Origin of the sequence: Maricaulis salignorans (assembly GCF_900103475.1) — a bacterium.
Lineage (GTDB): Bacteria > Pseudomonadota > Alphaproteobacteria > Caulobacterales > Maricaulaceae > Maricaulis > Maricaulis salignorans.
Window position 1 is genome coordinate 130382 of the sequence record NZ_FNHG01000003.1, and the last position, 13436, is coordinate 143817.

The following is a 13436-nucleotide window of genomic DNA, read 5'->3' on the forward strand; positions in this document are numbered from 1 at the left end:
TTTCTGGCATGCGTGACTGATCCGGTATCTGGTGCGCCACGTACCCAATTCAACCCGTTATCTGACCACAGGGCATTCATGGCAACCATTTCCGCCACCGGCGCCGCGCTCGTCTGGTTTCGACGCGACCTGCGCCTCGCTGACAATCCGGCGCTGCACGCCGCCATCGAGACCGGCCGGCCCCTCATCCTGGTCTTTATTGACCAGCGGGATCGCGCCCTGGGCACCGCCCCCGGCGAGGCCGCGGACTGGTGGCTGCACGGCTCACTGGCCAGCCTGGCGCGGGACATCACCGCTGCGGGCGGGCGTTTGAGCCTGCTGCGCGGCGACCCGGCCGAACTCATCCCCGGCCTCGCACGCGAACACGGTATCGCGGAGGTATTCTGGAATCGCTCGGGCGAGCCGGGGATCGATGTCCGCGACCGCACCATCGCCGCCACCCTGCAAGGCTCAGGCACCAAGCCGCACGCCTTTGCCGGCACGACGCTGATCAATCCCGATGCCCTGCTGACCGGCTCCGGTACGCCCTATAAAGTGTTCGGCGCCTTCTGGCGCGCAGCGCTGCGCGATCTGGCACCGCGTCCATCCCTGCCCGTACCGCAGCGTCTGCCTATGGCTGCGACGTTACCGGCGGGAGCGGCGCTGGAGGACTGGCGCTTGCGCCCGGCAAATCCCGATTGGGCCCAAGGCTTTCATGACAGATGGCAGCCGGGCGAAGCCGGCGCCGCGCAGCGGCTGGAGCGCTTTCTCGATGACGCCCTGGATGATTATGCCGACGGCCGCGACCGGCCGGACAAGCCCGGCACCTCCATGCTCTCCCCGCATCTGGGGTTCGGGGAAATCTCACCGCGCCAGGTCTGGCACAGCGTGCAGGCCCGCCTTGCGGCGGGCACCGGCTTCCAGGCCGCCGAGCGTTTTCTCGCCGAGATTGGCTGGCGCGAATTCGCCTATTATCTCCTGCACCATTTCGATGATCTGCGGACCGCCAATTTCAACCGCAATTTCGACCATTTTTCCTGGCGTAGCGATGCCGACGGTCTGGCCGCATGGCAAGCCGGGCAGACCGGCATACCCATGGTTGATGCCGGCGTGCGGCAATTATGGGCGACGGGCTGGATGCATAACCGGGTGCGGATGGTGTGCGCCTCCTTCCTGGTAAAGCATTTGCGCTGCGATTGGCGCGACGGCATGGCGTGGTTTGAACACACCCTGATTGATGCCGACCGGGCCGTGAATGCGGCCAGCTGGCAATGGGTCGCCGGTTCCGGTGCCGATGCAGCGCCCTATTTTCGGATTTTCAATCCGGTCCGCCAGGGCGAGCGTTTCGATCCGGAGGGCCGTTATGTGCAGCAATGGGTGCCGGAACTGGCGCGGCTGCCGCTTCGCTGGATTCATCAGCCCTGGAAAGCACCGGCCATCACGCGCCAGACGGCCGGACTGAAGCTGGGGGCGGGTTATCCATTCCCGGTCTGTGACCTCGCGGCCGGACGCGATGCGGCCCTGGCCGCCTATAAGGACATGAAAACGGTGAGTTCCGATACGCCGCCAGACTAGAGCAGGACGTAACGGACCGATTGCCCGTCGACCTCAAACTCGCACCCGATCCATTCGCCGTCTTCATCATACCAGAGGTCGACACTGAGACTGCCCGTCATCCGCACCCCGCGGGCCTCGATCGGGCCACGGCCGGTGATGATTTCACGGCGATCCAGTTGTGTGATCGTGACGGCCATCGGCTCGCCGGTTTCCGTGTTGAGAATTTGCTCCGTGCCTGGCTCATAACCGCGCCAGTGACTTGAAGGGATCAGATCGGCGAAGGCGTTGTCCCGGCCCAGGTCGATCGTGTATTCGCGGCCATTTCGCAAGGTAGCGCCGGCCAGCGAAATCAGATCCTCACCATCCCAGGCTTCCTCAATGCTCTGCTCATAGCGAAACACGGTCAGCGGCCCGAAACGGACGGTCAGCTCAATCTCGGTATCAACCCTGAGCTCGCCGGTAGAGGTGCGTGTGAATCTGACCCGATGCACACCAAAGGGCGTTCCGTTGCGCAGGACCTGAAAATGGATATCTGACGGCTCGGGCGGGGTCGCTGCATCGGTAGTGCCGACGGCGAGCATGGCCACGCAAAAACCTGCTATCCTGAACACTTCGAATATTGATCTCATACCGGATATACGCAGCCTCCCCGCCACCGGATCACAATCGCCATCGACCACCTTGCGCCTCACACCGCGCACACCGGCAGACGGCCAATCCAGGGACAGACATCGTGATTGAAACACCCCGCTATCGCCGGGCCGGCCACGCCGGTCCGCATCCGTGTGACAGTATTGCGAAATCAAGGTTCCCGTTATCATCCAAAGCTCTATAATATCCCTCAAAGCTCTATAACCCGGATTTCCGAAACGAAAAGGGGCTCCCAGTGCCCGCATGGCTCGCCACATGACCGACCCGCTTATTACTGCCGCCGATGCCCTGACCCGCCTGGGTCAGCCCGGTACAATTTTCATCGATGCCAGCTGGACTTATGATGGCGGACCGGTGGTTGAGAGCGAAGGGTTCATCCCCGGCGCACTGGCCTTCGACATCGACACCGTCAAGGACAAGCGCTCCTCCCTGCCGCACATGCTGCCGGAGCCGGACGTTTTCGCGCGCCATGTCGAAACCCTGGGCATCGGCAATGATAGCGAGTTGATCGTCTATGACCGCATTGGTCTGTTCAGTTCGCCGCGGGTCTGGTGGACTTTCCGGGTGATGGGGCATGACAATGTCCGCGTCATGGCCGGCGGCCTGCCCGCCTGGATCGCCGCAGGCGGTCCGGTCGAGGATCAGCCCGGCGCCGAGGCCGAAGAGCCCGGCGTCTACACACCCAGCTATCGCCGTGAACTCGTCGCAACCGTGACCGACGTCAAGATCGCCAGCCGCAACGCCTCGCATCAGATCCTCGATGCGCGTTCGCTGAGCCGTTTTGCCGGTCTGGAACCGGAACGCCGCGCCGGTATGCGCAGTGGCCATATCCCGGGCTCGACCAGCCTGCCCTATGAAAACCTGTTCGATGACGACAATAACCTGCTCGAGATCGATGAGGACCTGGCCTATGATATCGGCCTCGATCCCGACCTGCCGCTGATTGCCAGCTGCGGCTCCGGGGTGACCGCCTGTATCCTCGCCCTGGCGCTGGAACGCGCCGGACGCACGTCGGCGGTCTATGATGGGTCCTGGTCGGAATGGGGCTCGCGCACCGATACGCCGATCGTCAAGGGCGGCGGGCGCAGACCACGATGAAGGACGAAACCCGGCTCACGCGTCTGGGACGTCCGCATGACGCGCGCGGCCTGGTCAATCCCGGCGTCGAGCGCGGCTCGACCATTCTCGCGCCATCGGCGGCACAACTCTATGATTTCCCGCCGGGGATGCCGCATTACGGCCGCGTCGGACTGGAAACACAGAGCGCACTGCGCGAGGCGCTGAGCGGGCTGCAGGGCGGTGCCGGCTGCGCCCTCACCTCCTCGGGCCTGCTGGCCAATACGCTTGCCATCATGACCGTGGTTGAAGCCGGCGGCAGCGTGCTGGCCGCCGACTGCATCTACGGACCGGTGCGCAGCTTCCTGCTCAATACCCTGCCGCGCTTCGGCGTCACAGCGCAGTTTTTCGCGCCGCGCATGGGGGCTGAAATCGGCGATCTGATCACCTCCGATACCCAGGCCATCCTGCTGGAATCGCCCGGCTCCCTGACGATGGAATTGCAGGACATTCCGGCCATTACCAAAGTGGCCCGGGACAAGGGCGTCGCCACGATTATCGACGATACCTGGTCGGCCGGGCTGACGATGAAACCGCTCGCCCTGGGCGTCGATCTCGCCGCCCAGTCACTGACGAAATATGTCGGCGGCCATTCCGATTTGCTGATGGGCGCAGTCATTGCGCGCGACGAGGCCATGGCCCAGCGGCTGCAGACGACCGAGTGCGCCTTTGGCATTCACACCGCGCCGGATGACGCCTATCTGGCCCTGCGCGGCTTTCGCTCCATGGCGCTGCGCATGCAGCGTAGCGAGGCCACCAGCCTGGTCCTCGCCGACTGGCTCGCCACGCGCCCGGAAGTGGGTGCCATCCGCCACCCGGTGCGCACGGACCATCCTGATCACGCGATCTTCAAACGCGACTTCACGGGCGGCTGTGGTCTGTTCGCGGTGGAGATGCCGGGCTGGGACGTGGCAATGAGCGAACGCTTCCTCGATGCGCTGGATATTTTCGGTCTCGGCTTCTCCTGGGGCGGCTATGAAAGCCTCGCCATCCATTGCGACCCGCAACTCAGGCGCAGCGCGACAGCGCACAAGCATGAGGGCGCCCTGATCCGTTTCTCCTGCGGGCTTGAGGCACCGGAAGATCTGATCGCGGATATGGAAAAGGGTTTTGCGGCGCTGGGTTGAGGCCCGAACGCAAGCTTCGCCCGCCCCGCGAGGCCCGGCCGCGCCCCCACATCGCAATGGCGATTGCCGCGAAATGCCTTACGACATCGATGCCCCACACGTGGCACAGGCACCATAGTACTCAGACACAGTGTGCGTGATCCGAAACCCGGAGGGAGGCTGGTGGACCGCCACATCGAGCGGCCTCGTCTCGACGCCGCTGCATCGCTCACAGATGAATAGCGACACCGGCCCGCACCGGTCATGATCGCCCCAAAGCATGTAGGCATTGAGCCGTTCCACCCGCCGGGCCAAACCGATTGCCTGCAGGAATTCGAGCGTGCGATATATGGAATAAGGATAGTTTCTGCCACCGTGGCCGCTCAATTCTTCCATCAAGTCATAGGCTTTCAGCGGCCGTCCGGCACGGATAAGGGCTTCGAGCGTGCGCCGGCGCAATGGCGTCAGCTCCAGGCCCTGCTCGCGGCAACGCGCCTCGGCCAAATCAACCATCTCATTCATCGCCACCGCCCTGTTCGTTGATTTCCTGGGCCTGCATCTCGTGCCTCGACCGGGCTTGACCTCACGAATGTTATAACGTTTCTTACACGCGTTACAATATAACATTTAGGCGAGGATTGAAGACATGAAAAGACCCTGGTTGAGTACCGCCTCCGGCTTCGCGCTGGCCATCGCACTGGCGGCAGGCGCAGCCGCGCAGGTCAATGCCGGCCCCGAAGACGTCGTCGTCGTCACTGGCACGGCTATCGAGACCCTTAGCGCAGAGACCCTGCAGTCCGTCGATGTCATTAGTCTGGACGATGTCGTGGACTCCTTTGACGGTTCGCTCGGCGCATCGCTCGCCCGGCTGCCCGGCATCTCGACGACCTCCTTCGGCCCGGCCGTCGGGCGTCCGATCATCCGCGGTTTCGGCGGGGACCGGGTCCGGATCCTCAATAATGGCGTCGGACTGGTCGACGCATCCGGCGTCAGCGTCGATCACGCCACCACCACCGAAGTCCTCGATGCGGAACAGATCATCATCCTGCGGGGGCCCGCGGCGATCGCCTATGGCGGTGGCGCCATTGGCGGCGTGATCAATGTCATCGACGGGCGCATCCCCACCCGGCCTGTCGACGGCCTGTTCGAGGGCCAGGCCTATGCCGGGTATTCCTCGGTCGATCGCGGGCATCAGGAAGCGGCGCGAATCCGCGCCGGCGTGGGCCCCCTCGTCTTCCAGCTTGAGGCTTCCCATCGCGAAGCCGGAGATTTCGACATTCCCGGCTATGCGGAATCCCCACGATTGCGCGCGCTGGAGGAAGCGGAACACGACGCAGAACACGGGGAGGAGGATCACGAGCACGAAGAGGAAGAAGAGGTCCGCGGCACCGTTCCCAATTCAGGTCTGACCTTTGACACCATCGGCGCCGGGGCCTCACTGATCGGTGACTGGGGTTTCCTGGGTATATCGGTGCGCAATTACGACGCGGAATACGGCCTGCCGGCCCATGAACACCATCACGAAGACGACGAACACGAAGAGCACGAAGACGACGAACACGAGGACGAGCACGAGGACGGCGACCCTAAAATCGCAATGGAACAGACGCGTTGGGACATTCGCGGCCAGTTCAATTTCCAGCTGGGCCCGTTCGATCACCTCGATATTTCGTCGGGGATCGCTGACTATCAACATGTCGAGCTGGAACCGGATGGCGAAATCGGGACCCTGTTCGAAAGTGATGGCTGGGAAGCGCGTGCGGCACTGGTGAATGGCCATGGCGAAAGCCGGTGGACCGGGTCAGTCGGGATCCAGATGCTGCAAACCGAGTTGTCGGCCTCAGGCGAAGAAGCCTTCATCCCGCCGGTCAGTACGCATGATGTCGGAATCTTTGCGGCCCAACGCTACGACCTCGAGGGTTATGGGTTCGACATGGGTGCGCGGGTGGAACGGCGCGAACTGGATACGGCGATCGGGCCCGACCGCAGTTTCGACACGGTCAGCCTGGCCGCCGGCGCGTTTCTGAGGCCGGCCGATGGCATGTTTCTCGGCCTCTCGCTGGCCCGGACCGAGCGGGCGCCAACCGATGCGGAGCTCTATTCCGACGGTCTCCACGCCGCTACGGGCACGGTCGAGATCGGGAATTCCAACCTCAGCAAGGAAACCGGATGGGCGCTGGACGGCACATTCCGCTGGAGCGGGAACGGCTGGCGTCTCGAGACCGGAGCCTTCTATTCCCACTTCAGCGACTTCATCTACCTGGCCCCGACAGGCCTGGAAGACCCCGATGAGGAAGCACCGATCTATCGCTATCTGCAGGACGATGCCACGCTCTGGGGCGGCGAGCTCTATCTCGAACGCGATCTCGCGCAGATCGGGCCATGGGCCCTGGTGGGCGATTTCACCCTGGAATATGTGCAGGGCGAAACGGACAGTTTCGGCAGTCTTCCCCGCATGCCGCCACTATCCACCACGATTGGCGCGGAATTCCAGCGGGAGGTGGTCGATCTGCGCGGTGAAATCGTCTGGGCTGCCGACCAGGATGACACGGCAGGCTCGGAACTGCCGACCGATGGCTATACAATGGTCAACCTGTCCGCAGTCGCCCATCCATTCGGATCGGACACCCGGTTGATCCTTGAGGCAAGAAACATCACCGATGAGGAAGGGCGTTTGCACACCTCGCAATTGAAGGACACCATCCCGCTGCCGGGTCGGTCCTTCCGCATTGCCATCCTCCAGCGGTTTTGATGACTGGCCGGTGATCGCTCGCGCGCCGCCTTGCCGGGGGCGAGCGATCACCGGTCTCATCACCGGACGAACACGCAAATCCGGGCACACAAAGCCGGGCACACGAGATAATCTTCAGAGAAATGGTGCCCCCGACAGGAATCGAACCTGTAACCGTCCGCTTAGAAGGCGGGTGCTCTATCCGGTTGAGCTACGGAGGCGACGCGACCGGCGGCCCGTCCGGTCAGTGCGACCAGGGCTGTTTGCGGTTCGTGGAGAAATTGTCGGAATAGGATTTGACGTAGCGCTTGGCTTTCTGCGGCGTCGTCACCTGATAGGGAATGCCCTGCTGGCGAGCATAGGCGACGGCTGCTTCCTGGCTATCAAAGCTCAGGCGAACCTGGGCGCGCATATCCGTGCTCGAAGTCCAGCCCATCAGCGGATCCGGACGCTCGGCCATTTCAGGCGTGAATTCGAGAAACCAGTGTTTGGAGAGAGCGCGGCCCGATTGCATCGCATTGCGGGCTGGCTGGTAAATCTTCGCAAACATGCGGTTCTCCCCATCATGCTGCGGCCCTGCCTGTTGCGGGCCTTGTAAATGGTCGGGGCGGCAAGATTCGAACTTGCGACCCTCTGGTCCCAAACCAGATGCGCTACCAGGCTGCGCTACGCCCCGAGAGCGCCCTTATGAAAGCGCTTTTGCCGTTAGGCAAGTCTACTGAGCTTCTGAAGGCGATTCAGGTGCAGCAGATGTGTCCTCAAGCGTGGTTTCAAGCGGTTCGACAGCTGCTGTCTCAACCGCGAGTGAACCAAAAGATTCATCGCGCAGGATCGCGCCGGGGCGAATCCCCAGCTCGGCCGCACGCCCGCCGGCGATTTCAAGCACGGCCGCGACGTCGAAATCCGACCCCAGGCTGCGATGCGAACCGGGTTGGGCATTGGCGATCAGTTTAACCACCACGCCGTCTTCGCGAATGAAGAGAAGATCGAGGCTAATCAGCGTATCCTCCATCCACATCGAGGCCCGCCGCGGCGGCATATAGACGAACAGCATCGCCGCATCGGGGTCGAGCTGTTCGCGCCCCATCAGGCCACGCGCCATCTGTTCCGGGGTCGTGGCGATTTCGGCCATGAAGACGTGTTGTGTCTCGCCGGTATCGATGGTCAGGGCTTCGGGACCACCAAATTCGATCGGCGGCAGAGCCAGACCGGCCTCAGAGCCCGTATCGGACATCGTCGTGGATTGGGCGGCATCAGCCATTTCGGCCGGCACGGTATCGTCCTGCGCCCAGGCGGGCGCGGCGAAGATCAGGGCGGAGATCAGGATCAGGTTTTTCATGACGGCAAGCTAGCCAAGCCGGAGCCGCGGCGCAATCACGCCGCGCCGTCCGTAACAGGGGGAATTCACCCGCTCTAGTCGGCGGCGCCGGCACGGATTTCAGCCGCCAGCGCTCCCTTGGGTCCTTCCACGCAGCGGATATGCAGCGTCTCGCCGGGCTGGACATCTTCCAGGCCGGCCCGGCGCAAGGTTGCCGCATGCAGGAAGATATCGCCATCCACCGCCTCGCAGGTCACGAATCCGTATCCGCGCAGGGCGTCGAACCATTTGACCACCGCGGCATGGAAGGGCGTGTTGAGAACGGCGTGCGGATGAAAGCGGCGAGGCCGAATCTCGGCTTCGTCATCGCCACCGGTCATTTCAAGAATCTCGACCGCTTGCCGGCCCTTCTCGCCCTTGACGGCGTGGCAGACCACTTTCGCATCCGGCAGTGCCGGGCCATGGCCGTATCGGCGCAGGCAGCTGGCGTGGATGAGAATGTCACCGGATCCGTCACTGGCATCAATGAAGCCATATCCCCGGGCCGGGTCGTACCATTTTATGCGCCCCTCAAGGCGGACAATCACGGTGTCTTCAATCACGTCATGCGCCAGAACCATCACATCACTCGCTTCAACAACCCTACATGAACGTTTTTACACAAATTCATTCATGAAGAGAAGTCTAATCGAACAATTGGTTGCGTAAACGATCCGCAATATCTTGCCATTGCGACCCAATGGCATAACTGAACTCACTACATCTTGTGGCTAACGCCCGAATAACCCGCAACCAAATGCGTCTTTTCTGTGACAGACGCGGCCTGCATTTTTCGCGTATCAGGCGAGTTTTTGACGTGAAAAACGGACCGATTCCGCCTGTTCCGGCCGGCGCTACAGCGTTTCGACAGCGTCAGCGAGGCCTGGAACGAATCAATCCGCGTCGCCGGAGTTTGATTCCAGTGCACGGCGCAGCCGATCCGACTCGGCGAGCCGTTCAATCGCCGGCTGGCTGCGATAGATGGCGCTATTGGCACCATGTTCGGAACACTCGACCGATTCGACCCAGCACCGCCCCTGGGTCGCGTCGCGCACAATCGCGTCGGCACGCCGGAAGGTGAGTTCGGCCATGCGCTCGCAACTCGTCCCCTCAACGACCCGGACACGGGCAATGCCGCTGGTCCCGAGCGCTTCGAGCGCCGGACGTTCCGGATCATCGCGCGCGACCAGCAGGGTGTGATCGAACATTTCGTGCAGCCAGTTGCGAATCAGCCCGAAACCGCCCCGGCCGAAATCGAGGACCCAGCCGCGGGCATCCAGCTGTTCGGCCGCAAACACGAAGTGAAAACCAAAGGAATAGCCGTGCAGGAGGTGGCAGTCGCTATCGGCGGCCCATTGCCGCGAGCAGCAGGACAGTCCGCGATCATTGCCATAGGTCTTGGTTGAAAGATGGGCCATGCCCGGCTCTCCCTGCCTGACGGCCTCGTCGAGGCCATTACCGATATGTCTGTACCCGATACACCATTCCGGTCCCCGGAAGGGGTGATTTTGCACACATAATCGGGTGGAAGATCGCGTGGTAGGCCCTAGGGGAGTTGAACCCCTCTTTCCAGGTTGAAAACCTAGCGTCCTAACCGATAGACGAAGGGCCCAACGCGATGAGGGCCGTCTAATACGTAAGCCCGGGGCGTGTGGCAAGACGTTGATGTGAAAAAACTTCAGCGAATTGCTGTTGCCATGTCCTCGAGCTGGAATTGGGCCCGGTTTCGACCGTTCCATTGATCAAGTTTAACACGCCCTGCAACATGCCAACGGCGCTCATCAGCCGCCAGCAGCGCCTCACCGATCGGTCCGTCGGCGGTGCGAAAAGATATCCCCTGCAGGGTCGCGCCACCGCTATCGGTCAGGGTGAAGCGGACATGATCCTTGCCGACTCGCTGGGCAAAGCTCACCCGCAGGTCGGCGAGCGCGAATCGAGGCTCCGAATTGCCCTGTCCGAACGGACCGGCGGCCTGGAAACTGCCGGCCAGTTCCGGCGAGACACCGGCCGCCGTCAAAAGCCCGTCGAGCCGCAGCGCCATCGCATCGGTCGCGGCGGCCAGCTCCGGGGCCAGCCGCTCGTCGAGAAATGCCACCAGTTCGTGAATGCGTTCGGCATCCACCGTCAGGCCGCCGGCCATGGCGTGGCCACCGCCGGAAATCAGCAGACCGGCCTGCCGTGCCGCCGAGATGGCACCGCCGAGATTGACGCCCGCGACTGAACGCCCCGATCCCTTGCCGAGGACGGGCGAGACGCCGGTATCGAGCCCGATAATGATCACAGGCTTGCCATAGCGTTCCTTGACGCGTCCGGCGACAACGCCAATCACGCCGGCATGCCAGCCCTCGCCGGAGGCGACGAGAATGGCGCGGTCCTGGCCCTGGCGTTCGATCTGGGCCAGCGCCTCCTCCATTACCTCGGCCTCAATGGCACGGCGTTCGGTGTTCAGCGCGTCGAGTTCGGCGGCGATCCCTGCGGCCTCCTCCGCGTCATCGGTCGCGAGCAGGCGCGCGCCCAGATCCGAGCGTCCGACGCGGCCGCCGGCATTGATTCGCGGCCCAAGCAGGAAGCCGGCATGATAGGTCGACGCCGTGTCTTCCTTGATACCGGCCACGAGCGCGAGCTGTCTCAGGCCCGGATTATGCCAGCGGCCCATCGCCTTGAGCCCCTGGGCGGTCAGGGCGCGATTAATGCTGGTCAGCGAGACCACGTCGCAAATCGTGCCCAGCGCTGCCAGGTCGAGCCATTGCATCAGGTCAGGTTCGGGCCGGTCATCGAATCGGCCACGCCGCCGCCCTTCACGGTTCAGGGCGACGAGGAAGACGAAAGTAACACCCGCAGCCGCCAGATGCCCGCAGCCGGATATGTCGTCGGGCCGGTTGGGATTCACTAGTGCCGCGGTTGGCGGCAATTCGCCGTCCATCAGATGGTGGTCGATTACAATCACGTCGAGACCGATCTCGCGCGCATGTTCAAGCGGAGCCTGGGAGGTCGCGCCGCAATCGAGCGTGATCACCAGCTCGGCGCCCTGCCCGTGCAGGATGTCAAAAGCCGCCGCGCTGGGCCCGTATCCTTCCGCGACACGATCGGGGACATAGAGCATGGCCTCATGGCCCACCGCGCGCAGCCAGCGTCGAAGCTGGGCTGACGAGGTTGCGCCATCGACATCATAGTCGGCAAACACGGCGAGTGACCGGCCGGCATCGAGCGCGTCCCAGACGAGGCTGGCGGCGCGGTCCATATCCTGGAAATCCGACGGATCGGGGAAGCTGTCCTTGAGGCGCGGACGCAGGAATTGCGCTGCCGCGCCCGGTTCGACACCGCGCCCGGACAGGACGCGGGCCAGGCTGTCAGAGATCTGCTGCTGGCGGGCAATGGCCGCGATGTCGGGCTCACTGACCGGCCGCGCAATCCAGCGCCGTCCGGTCAGCGAACGTTCAACGCCGAGATAGGCGGCGGGCACGTCCTCGCGAGGCTCAGTGTCCAGGCTCATACCGTCCGCGTCCCTCCCGGCCCGATCAGGCCTCCGGCCGGGCGCTGCGGACGCGGCGCACGGAATGGTCGGCCGAATCCAGGATCAGCGTGTGGGTGTGCACCATGCCGTCGGCGCGGCGCACCGCGTCGACCAGATCCCCCTGGGTCACGCCGGCGGCCACGAACAGGCACTGGCCCGAGGCCAGTTCATCGAGTTCATATTTGCGGTCAAGATCGGTCACGCCGATGCGGCGCGCACGTTCACGCTCGTCATCGGTGCGGAAGAAGAGACGGGCCTGCATCTGGCCGCCGATACAGCGCAGCGCCGAGGCCGCCAGAACGCCCTCAGGCGCGCCGCCGCGTCCGATATACATATCGACCCCGGTGCCCAGTCCAGCGGCACCCATAATGCCGGCAACATCGCCATCGCTGATCAGCCGCACCCGGCCGCCAACGGATTTGACGCCGTCGATAATGTATTGATGGCGCTCGCGCTCGAGCACACAGACCGTGATTTCAGACGGCGAGACACCCTTGGCGCGGGCCAGGTTGACGACATTGTCCTGGGGCGACGCGTCGAGATCGATGACACCGGCCGGCAGGCCGGGCCCGATGGCGATCTTGTCCATATAAGTATCCGGCGCATTGAGCAGACCGCCACGCGGGCTGAAGGAGACCACGACCAGCGCATTATTCATGCCCCAGGCGGTCAGCGTCGTGCCTTCGAGCGGATCGAGGGCGATATCAATCTCCGGCCCGGTTCCGGTGCCGACTTCCTCACCGATGAACAGCATGGGCGCTTCGTCGCGCTCGCCCTCACCGATCACGATGCGGCCCCGCATCGGCATCGCGTTGAGGCCGGTACGCAGGGCATCAACCGCAGCCTGGTCCGCCGATTCCTTTTCACCACGGCCAATCCAGGCCGAAGAGGCGATCGCCGCCGATTCGGCTGCATTGACCGCCATCAGGGCCAGATCGCTCAGGGCGCGCGTATCACTCATGCTAACTTCTCCCGTGGGGCGCCGGCTCGTTGCGGCGCATGGATGGTCTACAGACTAGAAACTGGATTATTGCGGCGGCGTGGTCCGGGTGCGGCCCTCGGAGACAAAATCGTCAACAGCGCGCCGTCCCTCGGCCTCGATCGCCGCGATCTCGGCGGCCTGGTCGGCGCGGCGGCGCAGGACTTCGGCCGCATCGCGGTCAAGCTGGTCAGCATCGCCGGCGGTCATGCTGTTGGCCGGAACGGCCGGCGGCGCCTTGCGGCCCTCGACATCATGAACCAGCCGTTCGCGCACCCAGCCCGGCGTAGAGCTCTGATCAGCCATCGGCTCAAAGCTCGAACAGGCCCCCAGGGCGAGGCACACTGTCACAACCGGCAAAACCGCCAAGCGAAGGGGCGAAGTCATGCTATCTCCTGACGCTGGACGCGTGTATGGCTTTCTATACGCTCATCATCTCCTGAGTC

General features: G+C 63.5%; 13 protein-coding genes and 3 tRNA genes. 4 read left to right on the forward strand and 12 right to left on the reverse strand.

Annotation, left to right across the window (positions count from 1 at the left end; genetic code table 11):
* Window positions 1–78: 78 nt before the first annotated feature.
* Window positions 79–1554, forward strand: a complete 1476-nt coding sequence (locus tag BLT42_RS04140) for a cryptochrome/photolyase family protein (RefSeq protein ID WP_091767279.1) — start codon at window positions 79–81, stop codon at window positions 1552–1554.
* On the opposite strand, the gene BLT42_RS04145 is transcribed toward BLT42_RS04140, so the two are convergent.
* Complete coding sequence (locus BLT42_RS04145; protein WP_091767281.1) at window positions 1551–2117, reverse strand: DUF6134 family protein; 567 nt, start codon at window positions 2115–2117, stop codon at window positions 1551–1553. The genes BLT42_RS04140 and BLT42_RS04145 overlap by 4 nt on opposite strands.
* 325 nt (window positions 2118–2442) lie before the next feature.
* Here BLT42_RS04145 and BLT42_RS04150 point away from each other — a divergent pair, with 325 nt between their 5' ends.
* Window positions 2443–3285, forward strand: coding sequence for a sulfurtransferase (locus BLT42_RS04150; RefSeq protein ID WP_176780248.1), 843 nt, complete (start codon window positions 2443–2445; stop codon window positions 3283–3285).
* Entirely contained in the window at window positions 3282–4430 is a 1149-nt protein-coding gene (gene metC, locus BLT42_RS04155; RefSeq protein WP_091767285.1) for a cystathionine beta-lyase, read from the forward strand. Before BLT42_RS04150 ends, metC begins: the two co-directional genes overlap by 4 nt.
* A 78-nt stretch (window positions 4431–4508) precedes the next feature.
* On the opposite strand, the gene BLT42_RS04160 is transcribed toward metC, so the two are convergent.
* Window positions 4509–4931, reverse strand: coding sequence for a Fur family transcriptional regulator (locus BLT42_RS04160; protein WP_091767286.1), 423 nt, complete (start codon window positions 4929–4931; stop codon window positions 4509–4511).
* Window positions 4932–5055: 124 nt separating this feature from the next.
* On the opposite strand from BLT42_RS04160, the gene BLT42_RS04165 reads away from it, so the two are divergent.
* A complete protein-coding gene (locus BLT42_RS04165; protein ID WP_091767288.1) occupies window positions 5056–7161 on the forward strand; it encodes a TonB-dependent receptor in 2106 nt (701 codons plus the stop codon).
* A gap of 123 nt (window positions 7162–7284) precedes the next feature.
* Here the strand turns inward: BLT42_RS04165 and BLT42_RS04170 are convergent.
* From BLT42_RS04170 to BLT42_RS04215, 10 genes are all read right to left on the reverse strand, one after another.
* A tRNA-Arg gene (locus BLT42_RS04170) sits at window positions 7285–7361 on the reverse strand.
* A gap of 23 nt (window positions 7362–7384) precedes the next feature.
* Complete coding sequence (locus tag BLT42_RS04175; protein ID WP_091767290.1) at window positions 7385–7690, reverse strand: ETC complex I subunit; 306 nt, start codon at window positions 7688–7690, stop codon at window positions 7385–7387.
* Window positions 7691–7739: 49 nt separating this feature from the next.
* Window positions 7740–7816 (reverse strand) — tRNA-Pro (locus BLT42_RS04180).
* A 39-nt stretch (window positions 7817–7855) separates the two neighbouring features.
* Complete coding sequence (locus BLT42_RS04185; RefSeq protein WP_091767292.1) at window positions 7856–8479, reverse strand: DUF192 domain-containing protein; 624 nt, start codon at window positions 8477–8479, stop codon at window positions 7856–7858.
* A 74-nt stretch (window positions 8480–8553) separates the two neighbouring features.
* Window positions 8554–9078, reverse strand: a complete 525-nt coding sequence (locus tag BLT42_RS04190; RefSeq protein ID WP_091767294.1) for a cold shock domain-containing protein — start codon at window positions 9076–9078, stop codon at window positions 8554–8556.
* A 312-nt stretch (window positions 9079–9390) separates the two neighbouring features.
* Window positions 9391–9915: a 6-pyruvoyl trahydropterin synthase family protein gene (locus BLT42_RS04195; RefSeq protein ID WP_091767296.1), complete on the reverse strand. Its 525-nt coding sequence runs from the start codon at window positions 9913–9915 to the stop codon at window positions 9391–9393.
* Window positions 9916–10034: 119 nt separating this feature from the next.
* Window positions 10035–10109: transfer RNA gene (locus tag BLT42_RS04200), tRNA-Glu, on the reverse strand.
* Window positions 10110–10175: 66 nt separating this feature from the next.
* Window positions 10176–11990, reverse strand: a complete 1815-nt coding sequence (gene recJ, locus BLT42_RS04205) for a single-stranded-DNA-specific exonuclease RecJ (protein ID WP_091767299.1) — start codon at window positions 11988–11990, stop codon at window positions 10176–10178.
* Between the two features lie 25 nt (window positions 11991–12015).
* Window positions 12016–12972, reverse strand: a complete 957-nt coding sequence (gene glpX, locus BLT42_RS04210; RefSeq protein WP_091767302.1) for a class II fructose-bisphosphatase — start codon at window positions 12970–12972, stop codon at window positions 12016–12018.
* Between the two features lie 66 nt (window positions 12973–13038).
* The gene (locus BLT42_RS04215) at window positions 13039–13377 is read right to left on the reverse strand and encodes a hypothetical protein (RefSeq protein ID WP_143024041.1); all 339 of its coding nucleotides are present in this window, start codon (window positions 13375–13377) and stop codon (window positions 13039–13041) included.
* Window positions 13378–13436 lie beyond the last annotated feature (59 nt).

Bases quoted from the DNA above. Each gene is read 5' to 3' on its own strand.
- BLT42_RS04195 (WP_091767296.1), bottom strand. From the start codon at position 9,915: ATGGCCCATCTTTCAACCAAGACCTATGGCAATGATCGCGGACTGTCC.
- BLT42_RS04140 (WP_091767279.1), top strand. From the start codon at position 79: ATGGCAACCATTTCCGCCACCGGCGCCGCGCTCGTCTGGTTTCGACGC.
- BLT42_RS04165 (WP_091767288.1), top strand. From the start codon at position 5,056: ATGAAAAGACCCTGGTTGAGTACCGCCTCCGGCTTCGCGCTGGCCATC.
- BLT42_RS04175 (WP_091767290.1), bottom strand. From the start codon at position 7,690: ATGTTTGCGAAGATTTACCAGCCAGCCCGCAATGCGATGCAATCGGGC.
- BLT42_RS04145 (WP_091767281.1), bottom strand. From the start codon at position 2,117: ATGCTCGCCGTCGGCACTACCGATGCAGCGACCCCGCCCGAGCCGTCA.
- BLT42_RS04190 (WP_091767294.1), bottom strand. From the start codon at position 9,078: ATGGTTCTGGCGCATGACGTGATTGAAGACACCGTGATTGTCCGCCTT.
- metC (WP_091767285.1), top strand. From the start codon at position 3,282: ATGAAGGACGAAACCCGGCTCACGCGTCTGGGACGTCCGCATGACGCG.
- BLT42_RS04150 (WP_176780248.1), top strand. From the start codon at position 2,443: ATGACCGACCCGCTTATTACTGCCGCCGATGCCCTGACCCGCCTGGGT.
- BLT42_RS04160 (WP_091767286.1), bottom strand. From the start codon at position 4,931: ATGAATGAGATGGTTGATTTGGCCGAGGCGCGTTGCCGCGAGCAGGGC.
- BLT42_RS04215 (WP_143024041.1), bottom strand. From the start codon at position 13,377: ATGACTTCGCCCCTTCGCTTGGCGGTTTTGCCGGTTGTGACAGTGTGC.
- glpX (WP_091767302.1), bottom strand. From the start codon at position 12,972: ATGAGTGATACGCGCGCCCTGAGCGATCTGGCCCTGATGGCGGTCAAT.
- recJ (WP_091767299.1), bottom strand. From the start codon at position 11,990: ATGAGCCTGGACACTGAGCCTCGCGAGGACGTGCCCGCCGCCTATCTC.
- BLT42_RS04185 (WP_091767292.1), bottom strand. From the start codon at position 8,479: ATGAAAAACCTGATCCTGATCTCCGCCCTGATCTTCGCCGCGCCCGCC.